Origin of the sequence: Bradyrhizobium genosp. SA-4 str. CB756, from assembly GCF_000473125.1 — a bacterium.
Taxonomy (GTDB): Bacteria; Pseudomonadota; Alphaproteobacteria; order Rhizobiales; family Xanthobacteraceae; genus Bradyrhizobium; species Bradyrhizobium arachidis.
In genome coordinates this window covers 6,931,469-6,949,237 of the sequence record NZ_KI421499.1, presented here as the reverse complement: position 1 = coordinate 6,949,237, position 17,769 = coordinate 6,931,469, and the positions used below count along the sequence as shown (strand labels likewise).

21 protein-coding genes are annotated in these 17,769 nt (G+C 63.7%); 18 read left to right on the top strand and 3 right to left on the bottom strand.

Features of this window, described 5'->3' with window-relative positions; genetic code table 11:
• The 3 genes from BRAGE_RS0133305 (at nucleotide 1) to BRAGE_RS0133295 (ending at nucleotide 1,930) form a co-directional block, all read left to right on the top strand.
• Nucleotides 1–510, top strand: a complete 510-nt coding sequence (locus BRAGE_RS0133305; RefSeq protein ID WP_027561201.1) for a pilus assembly protein N-terminal domain-containing protein — start codon at nucleotides 1–3, stop codon at nucleotides 508–510.
• 209 nt (nucleotides 511–719) lie between these two features.
• Nucleotides 720–1,292 carry a TadE/TadG family type IV pilus assembly protein gene (locus tag BRAGE_RS0133300; protein ID WP_027561200.1) on the top strand — a complete coding sequence of 191 codons (573 nt, stop codon included), beginning with the start codon at nucleotides 720–722 and terminating at the stop codon, nucleotides 1,290–1,292.
• Between the two features lie 23 nt (nucleotides 1,293–1,315).
• Nucleotides 1,316–1,930: a TadE/TadG family type IV pilus assembly protein gene (locus BRAGE_RS0133295; protein ID WP_027561199.1), complete on the top strand. Its 615-nt coding sequence runs from the start codon at nucleotides 1,316–1,318 to the stop codon at nucleotides 1,928–1,930.
• A 115-nt stretch (nucleotides 1,931–2,045) separates the two neighbouring features.
• On the opposite strand, the gene BRAGE_RS0133290 is transcribed toward BRAGE_RS0133295, so the two are convergent.
• The 3 genes from BRAGE_RS0133290 to BRAGE_RS0133280 form a co-directional block, all read right to left on the bottom strand.
• Nucleotides 2,046–2,258: a cold-shock protein gene (locus BRAGE_RS0133290; RefSeq protein ID WP_027561198.1), complete on the bottom strand. Its 213-nt coding sequence runs from the start codon at nucleotides 2,256–2,258 to the stop codon at nucleotides 2,046–2,048.
• A 267-nt stretch (nucleotides 2,259–2,525) separates the two neighbouring features.
• Complete coding sequence (infA, locus tag BRAGE_RS0133285) at nucleotides 2,526–2,816, bottom strand: translation initiation factor IF-1 (protein ID WP_008546913.1); 291 nt, start codon at nucleotides 2,814–2,816, stop codon at nucleotides 2,526–2,528.
• Between the two features lie 25 nt (nucleotides 2,817–2,841).
• Nucleotides 2,842–4,443 (bottom strand): DEAD/DEAH box helicase, encoded by a 1,602-nt coding sequence (locus BRAGE_RS0133280; protein ID WP_051378230.1) that lies wholly within the window; start codon nucleotides 4,441–4,443, stop codon nucleotides 2,842–2,844.
• 480 nt (nucleotides 4,444–4,923) lie between these two features.
• On the opposite strand from BRAGE_RS0133280, the gene urtA reads away from it, so the two are divergent.
• The 15 genes from urtA (at nucleotide 4,924) to ureG (ending at nucleotide 17,530) form a co-directional block, all read left to right on the top strand.
• The gene (gene urtA / locus BRAGE_RS0133275; RefSeq protein ID WP_027561196.1) at nucleotides 4,924–6,246 is read left to right on the top strand and encodes an urea ABC transporter substrate-binding protein; all 1,323 of its coding nucleotides are present in this window, start codon (nucleotides 4,924–4,926) and stop codon (nucleotides 6,244–6,246) included.
• Between the two features lie 81 nt (nucleotides 6,247–6,327).
• The gene (gene urtB / locus BRAGE_RS0133270) at nucleotides 6,328–7,935 is read left to right on the top strand and encodes an urea ABC transporter permease subunit UrtB (protein ID WP_027561195.1); all 1,608 of its coding nucleotides are present in this window, start codon (nucleotides 6,328–6,330) and stop codon (nucleotides 7,933–7,935) included.
• Entirely contained in the window at nucleotides 7,932–9,098 is a 1,167-nt protein-coding gene (gene urtC, locus BRAGE_RS0133265; RefSeq protein ID WP_027561194.1) for an urea ABC transporter permease subunit UrtC, read from the top strand. Before urtB ends, urtC begins: the two co-directional genes overlap by 4 nt.
• A 6-nt stretch (nucleotides 9,099–9,104) precedes the next feature.
• Nucleotides 9,105–9,866: an urea ABC transporter ATP-binding protein UrtD gene (gene urtD, locus BRAGE_RS0133260; RefSeq protein ID WP_018646608.1), complete on the top strand. Its 762-nt coding sequence runs from the start codon at nucleotides 9,105–9,107 to the stop codon at nucleotides 9,864–9,866.
• A gap of 3 nt (nucleotides 9,867–9,869) precedes the next feature.
• A complete protein-coding gene (urtE, locus tag BRAGE_RS0133255; protein ID WP_027561193.1) occupies nucleotides 9,870–10,565 on the top strand; it encodes an urea ABC transporter ATP-binding subunit UrtE in 696 nt (231 codons plus the stop codon).
• Between the two features lie 55 nt (nucleotides 10,566–10,620).
• Nucleotides 10,621–11,430 (top strand): urease accessory protein UreD, encoded by an 810-nt coding sequence (locus BRAGE_RS0133250; RefSeq protein ID WP_416207777.1) that lies wholly within the window; start codon nucleotides 10,621–10,623, stop codon nucleotides 11,428–11,430.
• Nucleotides 11,431–11,454: 24 nt separating this feature from the next.
• The gene (locus BRAGE_RS0133245; protein ID WP_027553946.1) at nucleotides 11,455–11,757 is read left to right on the top strand and encodes an urease subunit gamma; all 303 of its coding nucleotides are present in this window, start codon (nucleotides 11,455–11,457) and stop codon (nucleotides 11,755–11,757) included.
• 112 nt (nucleotides 11,758–11,869) lie between these two features.
• Nucleotides 11,870–12,175 (top strand): urease subunit beta, encoded by a 306-nt coding sequence (locus tag BRAGE_RS0133240; protein WP_026202067.1) that lies wholly within the window; start codon nucleotides 11,870–11,872, stop codon nucleotides 12,173–12,175.
• Nucleotides 12,176–12,232: 57 nt separating this feature from the next.
• On the top strand, nucleotides 12,233–12,772 hold the full coding sequence (locus tag BRAGE_RS0133235) for an HD domain-containing protein (protein ID WP_027561191.1): 540 nt from the start codon (nucleotides 12,233–12,235) through the stop codon (nucleotides 12,770–12,772).
• Nucleotides 12,769–13,290 (top strand): hypothetical protein, encoded by a 522-nt coding sequence (locus tag BRAGE_RS0133230; RefSeq protein WP_027561190.1) that lies wholly within the window; start codon nucleotides 12,769–12,771, stop codon nucleotides 13,288–13,290. The genes BRAGE_RS0133235 and BRAGE_RS0133230 overlap by 4 nt, the downstream gene beginning before the upstream one ends.
• 45 nt (nucleotides 13,291–13,335) lie before the next feature.
• A complete protein-coding gene (ureC, locus tag BRAGE_RS0133225) occupies nucleotides 13,336–15,051 on the top strand; it encodes an urease subunit alpha (RefSeq protein WP_027561189.1) in 1,716 nt (571 codons plus the stop codon).
• A gap of 130 nt (nucleotides 15,052–15,181) precedes the next feature.
• The gene (locus tag BRAGE_RS0133220) at nucleotides 15,182–15,481 is read left to right on the top strand and encodes a putative quinol monooxygenase (protein WP_027561188.1); all 300 of its coding nucleotides are present in this window, start codon (nucleotides 15,182–15,184) and stop codon (nucleotides 15,479–15,481) included.
• 14 nt (nucleotides 15,482–15,495) lie between these two features.
• Nucleotides 15,496–16,158, top strand: a complete 663-nt coding sequence (gene ureE / locus BRAGE_RS0133215) for an urease accessory protein UreE (RefSeq protein WP_027561187.1) — start codon at nucleotides 15,496–15,498, stop codon at nucleotides 16,156–16,158.
• The gene (locus tag BRAGE_RS0133210) at nucleotides 16,139–16,867 is read left to right on the top strand and encodes an urease accessory protein UreF (protein ID WP_063617194.1); all 729 of its coding nucleotides are present in this window, start codon (nucleotides 16,139–16,141) and stop codon (nucleotides 16,865–16,867) included. The genes ureE and BRAGE_RS0133210 overlap by 20 nt, the downstream gene beginning before the upstream one ends.
• A gap of 39 nt (nucleotides 16,868–16,906) precedes the next feature.
• Nucleotides 16,907–17,530 (top strand): urease accessory protein UreG, encoded by a 624-nt coding sequence (gene ureG, locus BRAGE_RS0133205; RefSeq protein ID WP_008131868.1) that lies wholly within the window; start codon nucleotides 16,907–16,909, stop codon nucleotides 17,528–17,530.
• Nucleotides 17,531–17,769 lie beyond the last annotated feature (239 nt).

Here is a 17,769-nt window from a genome sequence, read left to right as displayed (position 1 = left end):
ATGCGTAAAGAGTTGCTGCGCCGTCATGCGCGCGTCTGTCTTCTGGTTGCGGCTGCGGTGCTGGCATCGCCTTCTGCCGGCCTTGCCGAGCCGACCGCCGATACCATCGCGGTCAATGTCGACCAGGCTAAGCTGGTCCGGCTTCCGGGCAAGGTGGCGACCATCGTGGTCGGCAATCCCTTGATCGCGGACGTCACACTCCAGCCCGGCGGCATGATCGTCGTGACCGGGAAGGGTTATGGCGCCACCAATTTCATCGCGCTCGACCGCAGCGGCGAGATCCTGGTCGACCGCCAGATCCAGGTCGAAGGCCCGAGCGACCGCCTCGTCACCGTCTATCGCGGGATCGAGCGCGAGTCCTACAGCTGCATGCCGCTTTGTCAGCGCCGCGTGACGCTGGGCGACAGCGACGCCTATTTCAACAACACCATGAGCCAGGCCGGTTCGCTCGCCAGCACTGCCAGCGGCAATGCCGGCGGCGGTGGCGGCGGCCCCGCCAAGACCAACTAGCAAGACGAACTGGCACGATTTGCCCGGGCAGGATCGCTGGTCCTGCCCGCAACGTTGCTTGCGGCAAGCCTCGTTTCTGCGAACCGCTGGTGGTTAACGCGCCGTTAACGGTGCGGTCCGGCGGGTGCGGATCGCCTGAAACACTTAAACAATCAGTTTCCGCTATTGAACGCGGCAGATGATCGTCCGCTGCTGGGGAATTTGACGCGATGCCATCGCCTGCGCCTACGAGGTTCACGCTGCTTGCCGCGCTGCGCCGGTTTCGCCGCAACCGCCGCGGCTCCGCAGCCGTCGAGTTTGCATTGGTCGCACCGGTCTTCTTCGCGCTGCTGTTCGCCATCATCGAGGTGGCCATCATGTTCTTCGCAAGCCAGGTGCTCGAAACCGTCACGCAGAGTTCCGCCCGCGTGTTGCTGACTGGGCAGGCGCAATCCGGTACGGTGACGGCCTGCGCGGTATCCGGCGTGAGCACGCCCTGTTCGCAGGCGACATTCAAGACCTACGTCTGCAGCCAGATCCCAGCGCTGTTTGATTGCAGCAAGCTGTCCATCGACGTTGTGAGCGCGGGCTCGTTCGGAGCGTTGAGCCTCACCAATTATGGCGATTCCTGCAGCTTCAGCCCAAGCGGCGTGCAGTACAGTCCCGGAGGCTCCGGCCAGGTCGTCGTGGTGCGGCTGTTCTATCAGTGGCCGCTCATCGTCACCGGCCTCGGCTTCAACATGGGGTGCAGCAACAAGCGGTTGCTGGTGGCGACTGCCGCATTCAAGAATGAACCGTTCTGAGACAGATGGACCCGAGCTGACCAATGCAGGCGATTGCGAATATCTGGAGGAATGCCCGTAGCGCCGTGCGCGAGTTCGTCGCCGACAGGCGTGCACTCGCGGCGACCGAGTTCGCCGTCATCGTTCCGGTCATGCTGGTGATGTTCTTCGGCACCGTCGAGTTCTCGTCGGCCGTGGCCGTCGATCGCAAGGTCACATTGATTGCACGAACCCTGTCCGATTTGACGTCGCAGTCGATCAAGCTCGCCGATAGCGACATGCAGGACGCGTTCACCGCAAGCATATCGATAGTGCAGCCTTACGACGCCACTCTCGTGAAGGGCACGATCTCGCAGATCTACATCGATGCCGACAGCATTGCCACGGTCCAGTGGAGTAAGTCCGGCACCATTGCGAGCGGAGCGACGCAGGCGACACTGGCGAACTCTGCCCGGAAGGCCGGCGATAAGGTCACCTCGATGATCCCCGCGGCGCTCCTGGTTCCGTCGACCTACCTCATCCTCGGCGAGGCGAATTACACTTACTCACCCACGATAGGCTATGTGTTGAAGACGAGCCTTCCGCTGGGCGATGTTGCCTACACGCGGCCGCGGCAGACCACCTGTGTGCCCTACAACAGCGTGCCGTCGTCGTGCTGATATCTGCGAGCAGGCGCGAACATGAAAAAAGGCCGTGCACTCCGCCCGGCCTTTTCTTTTGACTTGTCGATTTGCTGACTTGTTCGCTCGAGCCTTTCGGGCCGTGAGCGGTGACTCAGCCGGCGGCGCGGAGGTTGTCGGCTGCCTGCTTGCCGGAACGACGGTCGGCCACGATCTCGTAGGAGACCTTCTGGCCTTCGCGCAGCGAGCCGAGGCCGGCGCGCTCGACGGCGCTGATGTGAACGAACACGTCGTTGCCGCCGTCGTCGGGCGCAATGAAGCCATAGCCCTTGGTCGCGTTAAACCACTTCACGGTTCCCATGCTCATGGGGGTAGTCCCTTCTCAGATACACAATGTAAAAGCCCGCTCGCGCAGGCAGGTTAGATCGAATTTTTGGAAGGGTCGTCAGCGTGTCTGAACCGGCTGTACCGGTGGATGCTAATGTCGTCCGGCCGAAAATCGATTAATTCATTTTATTGGAAATAGGGCCTCAGAACAATCCTGACGTGCACGATTTTTTGATCCGCCGCGATGTCCGCGGCAGATCAGCATACAGGTCAGAATTTTAATTCCGCGCTCGCGCGCCGGAGTCGATCAGCGGCGGCGGAACTGACCGCCGCGCTGCGGCCCGCCTCGCGGCGGTCCGCCGGCTGTTGCGGGACGTTCGTCCTTGTGGCGGAAAATCAGCCGGCCCTTCTCGAGGTCGTAGGGCGACATCTCCACCGTCACGCGGTCGCCCGCCAGCGTCTTGATGCGGTTCTTCTTCATCTTGCCGGCGGTGTAGGCGACGATCTCGTGTCCGGCGTCGAGCTGCACGCGGTAGCGCGCGTCGGGGAGGATTTCGGTGACCAGTCCTTCGAACTGGATCAGCTCTTCCTTAGCCATGTGGTTGTCTCCAGTCGGTGGACGGCTAGTGCGAATGAGGATTGCGGTTCGGTCGACCGGCGGGACGGCTCTCGCGACGCAAAAAGGCAACGCCTTGTATTCCATCAGGCTTGCCTGCGCTATGCGCGGGACGCTGTTCCGACCGATCGGTTGGTGAGGAGTTCATCTTACCACCGGAACCGCGGCGACGGCGAGACCCCTTGGAGGCCTTGTGGCCTTCACCGGGCCTGCCATCAACAGGTCTGCCCTCGACATGGCGTCCTTCGCCGGGCCTTCCGTCGACATGCCGTCCTTCGCCCTGCCGGCCGGCGCTGTGGTGTCGGCCGTCGGCATGCCTTTCGTCGGTACGCCGTCCGTCACCGTGCCGTGCGCCCTGCGGACGCTGGCCCGGGCGGCCGCCCGGCCGGCCCTGTCGTTGTTGCGGCGCGGGGGGGCCCGCATCGCGGCGGCCGGCGTCGGTGCGAAGATCTTCGCGCGGCAGCGCCACCTTGATCAGCCGCTCGATGTCGCGGAGATAGCTGAGCTCCTCGCCACCGGCGACCAGCGAGATCGCGGTGCCGTCGGCGCCGGCGCGCGCGGTGCGGCCGATGCGGTGGACATAGGTCTCGGGCACGTTGGGCAGGTCGAAATTGATGACGTGGCTGATGCCGTCGACGTCGATGCCGCGGGCGGCGATGTCGGTGGCGACCAGGGTGCGGATCTCGCCGGAGCGGAACTGTGCCAGCGTGCGCTCGCGATGGTTCTGCGACTTGTTGCCGTGGATGGCGTTGGCGGCGATGCCGGCCTTGGCCAGCGTCTTCACCACCTTGTCGGCGCCGTGCTTGGTGCGGGTGAACACCAGCGCGCGGTTGATCTCTTCGTCCTTCAGCAGCTTGGTCAAGAAGGCCGGCTTGGCCGAGAAATCAACCTGGAGAATGCGCTGGTTGATCCGCTCGGCGGTCGAGGAGACCGGGGTCACCGCGACGCGGGCGGGGTCACGCAGCATGGAATCGGCAAGCTCGGCGATGTCCTTCGGCATGGTGGCCGAGAAGAACAGCGTCTGCCGCTTGATCGGCAGCTTGGCGACGATTTTGCGGATGTCGTTGATGAAACCCATGTCGAGCATGCGGTCAGCCTCGTCGAGCACGAGGAATTCAACGCTCGAGAGCTTCAGTCCGTTGCTCTGCACGAGATCGAGCAGGCGGCCCGGGGTCGCGACCAGCACGTCGACGCCCTGCATCAGGGAACGGACCTGTCGGCCCATCGGCACGCCGCCGATGGCGAGCGTCGAGGACAGGCGGATGTGGCGGCCATAGGCGTTGAAGCTGTCGAGGATCTGCCCGGACAGTTCCCGGGTGGGCGACAGCACCAGGACGCGGGCCGTCTTCGGCTGCGGCTTGATGCGGTTCTCGAGCAGGCGATGCAGGATCGGCAGCGCGAATGACGCGGTCTTGCCGGTGCCGGTCTGGGCGATGCCGACCACGTCGCGGCCGGTCAGCGCCAGCGGAATGGTTTGAGCCTGGATCGGGGTGGGAGTGACGTAATTCTCTTCGCGAAGAGCGCGGGCGATCGGTTCGGCGAGGCCGAAGTCCTGAAACGAAGTCAAAAGACGGGTTCTTTCCATGTCAAAAGCGGACGCCCGGCGCATCTGGCGCGGCGTACGCAAAAGGGTGTCGAGAAGACACCTGCGTGTTTGGGGTGTCGGATGGCTTGGGAGATATGGGGCAAGCCAGAGGCCCGAAGGGGGCTTAAGAACACGCGGCTCGCTACGACCCCTTGATTCGCAAGAGGTTTCGCTTGCTCATATGGAACATTGAGCGGGCGCTTTCAAGGCAAGCGTGCCCGAAACGGCGATTGCGGTGCAGAAATAGTTATGCCGGAAATTTAGCCAGAGGGGACATTTTGCTTACGAAATGATCTGCCTGCCGCTTTCGCATACATTTCAATTGCTCGTTATTTAGGCGATATGACTGCGGCGAAACTTTGATTAATGGCAATTCTTTAAGCAATAACAAAAGCTTGGTGGGTGCCTCGGGCATGGCACGGTTCTTGCGATTCCGTTAATCGCAGGCGGCCGTGGGGCCGTTTCGCAGCGTATTCACGCCTGCGTCAGGGAGACGAGACACTCATGTTTAACAAATCCACTCACGATATAGCGGCATCATTCAGCCGCCGCGGCGTGCTCGCCGCGACCGCCGGCCTGATGCTCGGCCTGGCTTCCATTTCCGGTGCGAAGGCCGCGGACGACACCATCAAGGTCGGCGTGCTTCATTCCCTGTCCGGCACTATGGCCATCAGCGAAACTACGCTGAAGGACACCATCCTCTTCCTGATCGACGAGCAGAACAAGAAGGGCGGCGTGCTCGGCAAGAAGCTCGAGGCCGTCGTGGTCGATCCCGCCTCGAACTGGCCGCTGTTCGCCGAGAAGGCCCGCGAGCTGATCACCAAGGACAAGGTCTCGGTCGTGTTCGGCTGCTGGACCTCGGTGTCGCGCAAGTCGGTGCTGCCGGTGTTCAAGGAGCTCAACAACATCCTGTTCTATCCCGTGCAGTACGAGGGCGAGGAGTCCGAGCGTAACGTGTTCTACACGGGCGCTGCGCCGAACCAGCAGGCGATCCCCGCCGTCGACTATCTGATGAAGGAAGAGAAGGTGAAGCGCTGGGTGCTCGCGGGCACCGACTACGTCTATCCGCGAACCACCAACAAGATCCTGGAAGCCTATCTGAAGTCCAAGGGTGTCGCCCAGGAAGACATCATGATCAACTACACGCCGTTCGGTCATTCCGACTGGCAGACGATCGTCGCTGACATCAAGAAGTTCGGCTCGGCCGGCAAGAAGACCGCGGTGGTCTCGACCATCAACGGCGACGCCAACGTTCCCTTCTACAAGGAGCTCGGCAACCAGGGCATCAAGGCCAAGGACATCCCGGTGGTCGCGTTCTCGGTGGGTGAGGAAGAGCTCGCCGGCATCGACACCAAGCCGCTGGTCGGCCATCTCGCCGCCTGGAACTACTTCGAGTCGATCAAGAACCCGGCCAACGAGAAGTTCATCAAGGACTGGCAGACCTACACCAAGAACCCGAAGCGCGTGACCAACGACCCGATGGAAGCGCACGTGATCGGCTTCAACATGTGGGTGAAGGCCGTCGAGAAGGTGAAGTCGACCGATCCGGACAAGGTGATCGACGCGCTTCCCGGCATCGAGGCGCCGAACCTGACCGGCGGCACCTCGAAGATGCTGCCGAACCACCACATCACCAAGCCGGTGTTCATTGGCGAGATCAAGGGCAACGGCCAGTTCGACGTGGTCTGGAAGACCCCGAGCCTCGTTGCCGGCGATGCCTGGTCGAAGGAGCTCGACGGCTCCAAGGACCTGATCGGCGACTGGGTCGGCAAGAAGTGCGGCAACTTCAACACCAAGACCAACAAGTGCCTCGGCTCCGGCTCCTGATCCGGACCTGACGTCTATCGCACGATGGGAGAAGACGGCTATTCCGCCGTCTTCTCCCCACTTCTGCCGGGGTGATCCACAGTGCCAACCAATCTATCCGCTCGTCTCTGTACGTTTGTTCTCTCGCTATTCCTGATCGCGTTCGCGCTGCCGGCCTTCGCCGGCCCGTTCGAGGATGCGGTCGCCAAATTCGCCAACGACGAGTTTTCCGACACGGAAGAGGCGATCGGCGTGATCGCCGGCAGTGGCAACAAGCTGGCCTTCCCGATCATCAGCGCGCTCCAGGACGGCCGCCTCATGGCCGATCCCGATAGCAAGAAGGTTTACGTCACCGGTGCCGACGGCAAGTCGATCGACGCCGCAACCGGCGAGCCCGTCGCCAGCGTTCCCGACAGTGCGAGCGCGGTGCGTCTCAACAACCGCCTGCGCCGCAGCGTCGACGCAGCGCTGGGCAGCCTGACGCTGCAATCGCCGGATCTGGCGACGCGCCTCCAGGCCGCGCAATCCGTCTTCAAGTCGCACGAGGAGACCGCGCTCGACGCGGTCGATGCCGCGCTCGCCAAGGAGACCAACAAATCGGTCAAGGCGGCGCTCGGCGAGGCCCGCGCGGCGATCCTGCTGTTCAAGTCCGACGCCAGCGAGGTCGAGAAGCTCGAGGCGGTCGGCACCCTCAAGGCGCGCGGCGACCAGGAGGCCTTGGCGCTGCTCACCGGCATGGGCGATCAGCCGGCCTCGGTGACCAAAGCCGCGGCCAGCGCGATCAGCTCGATCCAGTCGTCGCTCGCGGTCTGGTCCACGGTGCAGAACGCCTGGTACGGCCTCTCGCTCGGCTCGGTGCTGCTGCTCGCCGCGATTGGCCTTGCCATCACCTTCGGCGTGATGGGCGTCATCAACATGGCCCATGGCGAGATGGTGATGTTAGGGGCCTACACCACCTTCGTCGTGCAGGAGGTGATCCGCACGCGTTATCCCGCATTGTTCGACTATTCGCTGCTGATCGCCGTGCCGCTCGCCTTCCTCGTCGCCGGCGCGATCGGCGTCTTGATCGAACGCAGCATCATCCGCTTCCTCTACGGCCGTCCGCTGGAGACGCTGCTCGCGACCTGGGGTCTGTCACTGGTGCTGCAGCAGGCCGTGCGCACCATGTTCGGCCCGACCAATCGCGAGGTCGGCAACCCCTCCTGGATGAGCGGCGCCTTCGAGCTCGGCCAGATCACCATCACCTATAACCGGCTCTGGATCCTCTGCTTCACGCTCGCCGTGTTCGCGATCCTGCTGGCGATGCTGCGCTACAGCGCGATCGGTCTCGAGATGCGCGCGGTGACGCAGAACCGCCGCATGGCGGCTTCGATGGGCATCGCGACCTCGCGCGTCGATGCGCTGACCTTCGGTCTCGGCTCGGGCATTGCCGGCATTGCCGGCGTGGCGCTGTCGCAGATCGACAATGTCAGCCCGAATCTCGGCCAGAGCTACATCATCGACAGTTTCATGGTCGTGGTGTTCGGCGGGGTCGGCAATCTCTGGGGCACGCTGGTTGGCGCCTTCACGCTCGGCATTGCCAACAAGTTCCTGGAGCCGGTCGCCGGCGCCGTGCTCGGCAAGATCGCAATCCTCGTTCTCATCATCCTGTTCATTCAAAAGCGCCCGCGCGGATTGTTCGCGCTCAAGGGCCGTGCGGTGGAAGCATGACCCCTCACATGCTGACCCGATCGCTGGACCGCGGTGCGACGATCTTCCTTGCGATCGTCGCGGCCTGCGGCATCCTCATCCCGCTCTCCAATTTGCTGCTGCCCGCAGGCTCGTTCCTTCAGGTGCCGACTTACCTGGTCGCGCTGTGGGGCAAATATGTCTGCTACGCCATCCTGGCACTGTCGATCGATTTGATCTGGGGCTATTGCGGCATCCTCTCGCTCGGCCACGGCGCCTTCTTCGCGCTCGGCGGCTACGCGATGGGCATGTACCTGATGCGGCAGATCGGCACCCGCGGCGTCTACGGCAATCCTGTTCTGCCCGACTTCATGGTGTTCCTGAACTGGCAGAAGCTGCCCTGGTACTGGTACGGCTTCGACATGTTCTGGTTCGCGGCGCTGATGGTGCTGGTCGTGCCCGGCCTGCTCGCCTTCTGCTTCGGCTGGCTCGCCTTCCGCTCCCGCGTCACCGGCGTGTACCTGTCGATCATCACGCAGGCGATGACCTATGCGCTGCTGCTCGCCTTCTTCCGCAACGATTTCGGCTTCGGCGGCAACAACGGCCTGACCGACTTCAAGGACATCCTCGGCTTCAACGTGCAGGCCGAAGGCACCCGCGCGGCGCTGTTCGCGCTGAGCTGCCTGGCGCTGATCACCGGCTTCCTGATCTGCCGCGCCATCGTCTCGTCCAAGCTCGGTAAGGTCTTGATCGCGGTGCGCGATGCGGAATCGCGCACGCGCTTCCTCGGCTACCGCGTCGAGTCCTACAAGCTGTTCGTGTTCACGGTGTCGGCGTGCATGGCCGGTGTCGCCGGCGCGCTCTACGTCCCGCAGGTCGGCATCATCAATCCCAGTGAGTTCGCCCCCGGCAATTCGATCGAGGCGGTGATCTGGGTCGCGGTCGGCGGCCGCGGCACGCTGGTCGGCGCTGCGCTCGGCGCCGTCGTCGTCAACTACGCCAAGACGTTCTTCACCTCCGGCGTGCTCGCGCCGTACTGGTTGTTCATGCTGGGTGCGCTGTTCATCCTGGTGACGCTGCTGCTGCCCAAGGGCATCGTCGGTACCTTCAATGCCTGGTGGGACCAGACAAAGGAAAAGCGCGCGGCGACTTCGGCGAGCGCCGCGGCTGAAGACGGCGTCACCCAACCGAAGATGGCGGAGTAAGCGGTCATGAACGTCATGGATACCCGCGCGACCTCCGCAATGCTTTACCTGGACGGCGTGCACGTCTCGTTCGACGGCTTCCACGCCATCAACAACCTGTCGCTGACGCTCGAACCCGGCGAGATGCGCGCCATCATCGGCCCGAACGGCGCCGGCAAGACCACGATGATGGACATCATCACCGGCAAGACCAAGCCCGACGAGGGCACGGTGCTGTTCGACGGCGTCACGGACCTGACGCGGCTCGACGAGACCCGCATCGCCGAGCTCGGTATCGGCCGCAAATTCCAGAAGCCAACCGTGTTCGAGAGCCAGACCGTGCAGGACAATCTCCTGCTCGCGCTCAACGTCGATCACTCGGTCCGCGGCACGCTGTTCTGGCGCGGCAGCAAGGCGGAGTCCGAGCGCATCGACAAGGTGCTGGAGACGATCCGCCTCACCGAGGCGCGCAACCGCCTCGCCGGCAGCCTCAGCCACGGCCAGAAGCAGTGGCTCGAGATCGGCATGCTGCTGGCGCAGGATCCGAAGCTGCTCCTCGTCGACGAGCCCGTCGCGGGCATGACCGACGTCGAGACGCATCTCACCGCGGAGCTCTTGAAAGAGATCAATAAGACCCACACCGTGATGGTGGTCGAGCACGACATGACATTCGTGCGCGAGCTCGGCGTCAAGGTCACCTGCCTGCACGAAGGCACGGTGCTGGCGGAAGGTACCATCGACCAGGTCTCGTCCAACGAGCGGGTCATCGAAGTCTATCTGGGACGCTGAGCAATGCTTGAGGTCAAGGACATCAACCTGTTCTACGGCGCGGCGCAGGCGCTGCGCGGTGTGTCGATTTCGGCGGAGCCCGGCAAGGTGACCTGCGTGCTCGGACGCAACGGCGTCGGCAAGACCTCGCTGCTGCGCGCCATGGTCGGGCAATACCCGATCTCCTCGGGCGCGATCGTGCTCGACGGCAGCGACATCACCGGCCTCAAGCCCTATGAGCGCGCCCGCAAGGGCATCGGCTTCGTGCCGCAGGGCCGCGAGATATTTCCGCTCTTGACGGTCGAGGAGAACCTCAAGACCGGCTTCGGCCCGCTCAAGCGCGAGGACAAGCACATTCCGGACGACGTGTTCTCGCTGTTCCCGGTGCTGCAATCCATGCTCGGCCGCCGCGGCGGCGACCTCTCCGGCGGCCAGCAGCAGCAGCTCGCGATCGGCCGCGCGCTGGTGATGCGGCCAAAACTGCTGCTGCTCGACGAGCCGACCGAGGGCATCCAGCCCTCGATCATCAAGGACATCGGCCGCGCCATCTCGTATCTCCGAAACCTCGGCAACATCGCCATCGTGCTGGTCGAACAATATCTCGACTTTGCCTGCGAACTCGGCGACAGTTTCGCGGTGATGGATCGCGGCGCGGTGAAGTTCACCTGCGACCGCTCCAATCTCGACCCGAGCGAGATCAGCCGCCAGATGGCGCTGTAGCCCGGAAATTTGCCGCGACCGGCTGGGGAGGCGGATGCGCAGTGAGCTATCAGCCATGTCCGGAGTTTTCGAGGCGAACCGCGCCCGTGGCGCGGTGCGTTTCGATGTCCATGCCCGCGATGGCGTCACGCGACGCGGGACCTTGCATGAATCCGGCTCGCTGCGCGTACGGTTTCCGTCGCCGGAAGGCGAGGGGCTGTCCGGCGTGTTCGTCAACACCGCCGGCGGAGTCGCCGGCGGCGATCGTTTCGACATCGAGATCGCGGCCGCCGATGCCGCGCGCCTGACATTGACCACGGCGGCCGCCGAAAAGGTCTATCGCGCGCCGGGCGCGGCGGCGCAGCTCAACATCGGCTTGAAAGTCGCGGCGGGTGCGCATCTCGCCTGGCTGCCCCAGGAGACCATCCTGTTCGATCGCGCCCGGGTCCATCGCCGTTTCGACATCGAGCTCGATAGCGCGGCGTCGCTCCTGCTTTGTGAAATTGTCGTATTCGGCCGCACCGCGATGGGCGAGCGGATGGAGCAGGGCGAGTTCGTCGACCGCTGGCGGCTGCGTCGCGGCGGGAAGCTGGTGTTCGCCGAGACGGTCCGGCTCGATGGCAATATAGGCGCCAAGCTTGGGCGATCCGCCGTAGCCAAAGGCGGCGCCGCGATCGGCACGGCGCTGATCGTCCCTGGCGATGAGGCCCTGGTCGAAAAAATCCGCGAGGCCTCGGATTCATTCTCCGGCGAGGTCGGAATCTCGGCCTGGAATGGCTTTGCAATGGCGCGGTTCTGTGCCCAAGATGCGGCGCGCTTGCGCGCCGACATGATGGCGGTGCTGGCGCGCACCGGTGCGGCCTTGCCGCGGCTCTGGCTGAATTGATGCGTTGAACGGAAGAGATTTTTCATGAACCTGTCTCCCCGCGAAAAGGACAAGCTTCTGATCTCGATGGCCGCCATCGTGGCCCGCCGCCGGCTGGACCGCGGCGTCAAGCTCAACCACCCCGAGGCGGTCGCGATCATCTCCGATTTCATTCTCGAAGGCGCGCGCGACGGCCGCACTGTCGCCGAGCTGATGCAATCAGGCGCGCAGGTGCTGACCCGCGACCAGGTGATGCCGGGCATTCCCGAGATGATCCACGACATCCAGGTCGAGGCGACTTTTCCTGACGGCACCAAGCTCGTCACCGTGCACGAGCCGATCAGGTAGTTTTGAATTCGTCATTCCGGGGCGCCCGCAGGGCGAACCCGGAATCCAGAAATTGTTGATCGAGATTCCGGCCTTCTCGCTGCGCGAGCCCCGGAATGACGAGGAGGATAGAATGATCCCCGGCGAACTCTTCATCCAGGACGGCGAGATCGAGCTCAATGCGGGCCGCAAGACCGTGACGCTCACGGTCGCCAACACCGGTGACCGCCCGATCCAGGTCGGCTCGCACTACCATTTCTTCGAGACCAACCCCGCGCTGAAGTTCGACCGCAAGAAAGCCCGCGGCATGCGCCTCGACATCGCCGCCGGCACCGCCGTCCGCTTCGAGCCCGGCCAGACCCGCGACGTCCAGCTCGTCGCGATGGCCGGCAAGAAGACCATCTATGGCTTCCGCGGCGACGTCATGGGGAAGCTGTGAGCTCAGCAGGAACGAGCATGACGCGGCACCGTTGAGGCGAAAACGGAGGAATTTGCCATGCTGTCGCCAATTCGCCTCATCTCCGAAGCTGCTGAACTCGCTGCGCGCCGCCACAACGGCATGGCGCGCAAGGGGCGCGGCAACGAGCCCTATATCAATCATCTCGCCGAGGTCGCGAACCTGCTCGCGAGCGCGACCGACGGGGCCGATGCCGAGCTGGTTGCGGCCGGTTGGTTGCACGATACGATCGAGGACACCGACACCACACGCGAAGAGCTTGCGCAGACATTCTCAGAGCGTGTCGCCTCCCTCGTCGTCGAATGCACCGATGACATGAGCCTGCCGAAAGCCGAGCGGCGGCAGAAGCAGATCGAGGACGCTCCGCACAAATCCCCCGGCGCAAAGCTGATCAAGATCGCCGACAAGATCAGCAATATCGGCGCCCGCATTCAGACCGATCCGACCAACGAGGAGCGCGACGATCTCGCCGACTACACCGGTTGGGCCGAGCAGGTGGTCGCCGGCTGTCGCGGCGGCAATCCATGGCTCGACACGAAATTCGACGATGCCGTGAAAGCAGCGAGGGCTTTGCTGTGAGTCAGCTTGCCGCGCTGGCGAAACGTTGTGCCCTTTCGGCGTGCGTAGGCCTCTCGTTTGGCCCGCCGCAGGCCAATGCGGACGAGGCTCGATGGCGTCTGTTCGACCAGGGAACGGACGCACTTCTTGCGATTGCAGATACCGACGAGCCCGGTGACGCTTTCGGCCTGCCGCTGCTGTCCTGCACCCAGAAGACCGGCTACGTCAGCATCGAAGGCGAAGCCAAGGAGGGCATTCGCACGGTCATGGCGGAGAGGATCCGGACAGATCAGGCACCCTGGATCAACGTAGCGCCGGATGCCAATGCGGAATCCGCGACCATCGATCTGTTTTATTCTTTCATCGACGGATGGCGCTACAAATTCGGCGTTCAAGTCAGCCACAAGATGTTCGACCGCTTCAAGCGCGATGGTGTCATCGACTTCAAGTTCGGCAAGGCCGAGGTCCACGAGGAATTCAAGGTTGGTCTCGACAATGTCGGCAAATTTCTCGATCTTTGCGCGAGCTCCACGAAGTGAGTGCGAGATCGCGGCTGCACGTATCGGAATGATGGGGGTTCAAGCATGTCCGTGAAGATCAAGCGTTCCGTCTATGCCGACATGTTCGGCCCGACCACCGGCGACAGGGTGCGGCTGGCCGACACCGACCTCATCATCGAGGTGGAGAAGGATTTCACCACCTATGGCGAGGAGGTGAAGTTCGGCGGCGGCAAGGTGATCCGCGACGGCATGGGGCAATCGCAGGTCACCAACAAGCAGGGCGCAGCCGATACCGTCATCACCAATGCGCTGATCCTCGATCACTGGGGCATCGTGAAAGCCGACGTCGCGATCAAGGACGGCATGATCTCGGCGATCGGCAAGGCCGGCAATCCCGATATCCAGCCGGGCGTCACCATCATCATCGGCCCCGGCACGGACGTGATCGCGGGCGAAGGAAAAATCCTCACCGCCGGCGGCTTCGACAGCCACATCCATTTCATCTGCCCGCAGCAGATCGAACACGCGCTCATGAGCGGCGTCACCTCGATGCTGGGCGGCGGCACGGGTCCCTCGCACGGCACCTTCGCGACCACTTGCACCCCGGGCCCCTGGCACATCGGGCGGATGATCCAGTCGTTCGATGCCTTCCCGGTCAATCTCGGCATCTCCGGCAAGGGCAACGCCTCGCGTCCCGCAGCGCTGGTCGAGATGATCAAGGCCGGCGCCTGTGCGCTGAAGCTGCACGAGGATTGGGGCACCACGCCGGCCGCGATCGACAACTGCCTGTCGGTGGCCGATGATCACGACGTCCAGGTCATGCTGCATTCCGATACGCTGAACGAATCCGGCTTCGTCGAAGACACGATCAAGGCCTTCAAGGGCCGCACCATCCACGCCTTCCACACAGAAGGCGCCGGCGGCGGCCACGCCCCCGATATCATCAAGGTCGCAGGGCTCAAGAACGTGCTGCCGTCCTCGACCAACCCGACGCGCCCGTTCACGCGCAACACGATCGACGAGCATCTGGATATGCTGATGGTGTGCCACCACCTCGATCCCGCGATCGCGGAAGATTTGGCGTTCGCCGAGAGCCGCATCCGCAAGGAGACCATCGCGGCAGAGGACATCCTGCACGATCTCGGCGCGCTCTCGATGATGTCCTCGGACTCGCAAGCCATGGGCCGGCTCGGCGAGGTCATCATCCGGACCTGGCAGACTGCCGACAAGATGAAGAAGCAGCGTGGGTCGCTGCCGCAGGACAAGGGCAAGGACAACGACAACTTTCGTGTCAAGCGCTACATCGCCAAGTATACGATCAACCCGGCGATTGCGCACGGCGTGTCGAAACTGATCGGCTCGGTGGAGAAGGGCAAACTTGCCGATCTCGTGCTGTGGTCGCCGGCCTTCTTCGGCGTCAAGCCGGACTGCGTCGTCAAGGGCGGCACCATCGTCGCAGCTCCCATGGGCGATCCCAACGCCTCGATCCCGACACCGCAGCCGGTGCATTACCAGCCGATGTTCGGCGCCTTCGGCAAGGCGCGCACCGCGTCCTCCGTCGTCTTCACCTCGAAAGCCGCGGTCACCGGCGGCCTCGCGCGAAAGCTCGGCATCGAGAAGAAGCTCTATGCGGTCCAGAACACCCGCGGAAAGATCTCGAAGAAGAGCATGATCCACAACGACGCCACGCCCGATATCGAGGTCGATCCGGAGACCTATGAGGTCCGCGCCGACGGCGAACTCCTGACCTGCGCCCCCGCCGAGGTGCTGCCGATGGCGCAGCGATATTTCATGTACTGAAATAGCGGCTCAACGCATGTCCCCGGAACATGTCCGGGGACGGCTTTTCGGGTTTTGCGTTCGATCCCGCCTGGTCTAATGTCCCGCCCGGTATCGTAACCTCAGAGAAGAAAAGCCGGGAGGATTTCTCGTGATCTACGTCGTTGCCACCCTGACCATCAAGCCCGAAACGCGCGCCGAATTCATCGCAGCCGCCACCGCCTGCATCAAGGAGACGCGGAAGGAGCCCGGCAATATCGCCTATGATTTGCACGAGAGCGTCACTGATCCCAGCAAGATGGTGTTCGTCGAGCAGTGGGAGAATGCCGAGGCATTGGTGCCGCATCGTGCCATGGAGCACATGAAGACGTTCGGCCGCGTCGCGGTGAAGTGCTTCACGGCGCCGCCGAAGATCGAGGTGATCACGCCCGAGAAGGTCGAAGTGCGGTAACAGGGTAGAAGCGAATGATCCGGGCGACGCAGGTTAAGGGACAGCACCGCTTCACGGAAGCACCGGCGGATACGGTCGTGCTCGATTTCGACGATCGGCACCGCCGCCGCATGGCGATGACGGGGACGCGCGGCCTCGAATTCCTGCTCGACCTGGAGAACGCCGTCGCGCTGCGCGGCGGCGATGCGCTGGTGCTGGAAGACGGAAAGCTGGTCGAGGTGGTCGCTGCGCCCGAGCCGTTGCTCGAGATCCGCGGCCGCGATCCGCACCATCTCATCCGCGTCGGCTGGCATCTCGGGAACCGTCATCTGCCGACGCAGATCATGGCCAAGGCCCTGCGCATCCGTCGCGACCACGTCATCGAGGCCATGGTGAAGGGCCTCGGTGCGCGCGTGGTCGAGATCGAGGCGCCGTTCGATCCCGAAGGCGGCGCTTACGCCGATGCCGGTCATGCGCATGGGCACGATGATCATGCTCATCATGATCACGCGCACCACGGTCACGGTCATCATCACCATGATCACGATCACGACCACCACGATCATCACGGCCATGACCACCATCACCATGATCATGCCGCGCATGACCATGGACACGATCACCACCATCACCACGACGAGCATTGCGACCATCCAGACCATCACCACGGCCACAAGCATGCTCATGACCACAAATGAGCCGGCCAGTGCCCGCGACCTCGCCGAGGGCGAGGCGGCGGCGCTGTACCGGCTGATGACCTGGCTGTCGCCGGCGTTTCCCGTCGGCGGCTTCTCCTATTCCAGCGGCATCGAATGGGCGGTCGAGGCGGGCGATATCACAGACATCGCGACGCTCGCCGACTGGCTCGAGGCGATGCTCGCCGATGGCTCCGGCTTTTGCGATGCGACGTTTCTGGTTCATGCCTATCGGGCCACGGAGGCGGGTGAAGAGGCCGCCCTGAGCGATATTGCCGAGCTTGCCGCGGCCTTCGTGCCGTCGCGCGAGCGGCAACTGGAGACGACCTCGCAGGGACGGGCCTTCGTCGACATCGCCCGGGCCGCGTGGGATGCAGACGGCCTGGATGCCTTGGTCGCGGCATGCCGCGCGCCACTGGTCTATACCGTCGCGGTCGGCGTCGTCGCAGCGATGCACGGCGTTCCTCTGGCGCCGACGCTGCACGCCTTCCTGCATGCGCTGGTCTCGAACTGGATCTCGGCGGCAAGCCGCCTCATTCCGCTCGGTCAGACCGACAGCCAGCGCGTGCTGGTGAAGCTGGAAGCCAAGGTGGCCGCCACCGCCAATCGGGCGCTGAATGCGACACTGGACGATCTCGGCAGCGCGACGTTCCGCGCCGATCTCGCCAGTCTGCGGCACGAGACGCAATATACACGGCTGTTTCGTTCCTGAGCGTTGCGGCCTTCGATCCAGCAAGAGAGAGCAAGTCACATGTCGAAATCCCACGGCCCCTTGCGTGTCGGCGTCGGCGGCCCCGTCGGATCGGGCAAGACCGCGCTGATGGACTTGCTCTGCAAGACCATGCGCGAGCGCTATGACATCGCCGCGATCACCAACGACATCTACACCAAATGGGATGCGGAATTCCTTGTGCGCTCGGGCTCGCTGACGCCGGACCGCATCGCCGGCGTCGAGACCGGCGGCTGCCCGCACACCGCGATCCGCGAGGACGCCTCGATGAATCTCGCCGCTGTCGCCGACATGCGCGCAAAATTCCCCGGTCTCGATCTCGTGCTGATCGAATCCGGCGGCGACAATCTCGCTGCCACTTTTTCCCCGGAGCTGGCCGACCTCACCATCTACGTCATTGACGTCGCGGCCGGCGACAAGATCCCGTCCAAGGGCGGCCCCGGCATCACCCGGTCCGACCTGCTGGTCATCAACAAGATCGACCTCGCGCCCCATGTCGGCGCCTCCCTGGAGAAGATGGATACGGACGCGCGGCGCATGCGCGGCGAGCGCCCCTTCGTCATGACCAACCTGAAAAAGAGCGAGGGGCTCGACCGCATCGTCGGCTTCATCGAGGCCAAAGGCGGCCTGAAACGGGCGGGCTGACGGACGCGACGACGTTACGCAGGCGCTTTTCGCCGTTAACACCTGGGGCAGAGCGCACCAGGCGGAACAAATTTCGGACACGGCGATTAATTACCTCCGGTGCCCGGGGGAAGGTTAATCCCGGCCAGACCATCGGCCGGACGAATTAAGCTTTTCGGGCGACCCAAGTTGCGTACTGATGCCTCCTCCTTCATTATCTCCGCCACTGGGGTTCACCCTGTTTCGGCACATGGCCGTTC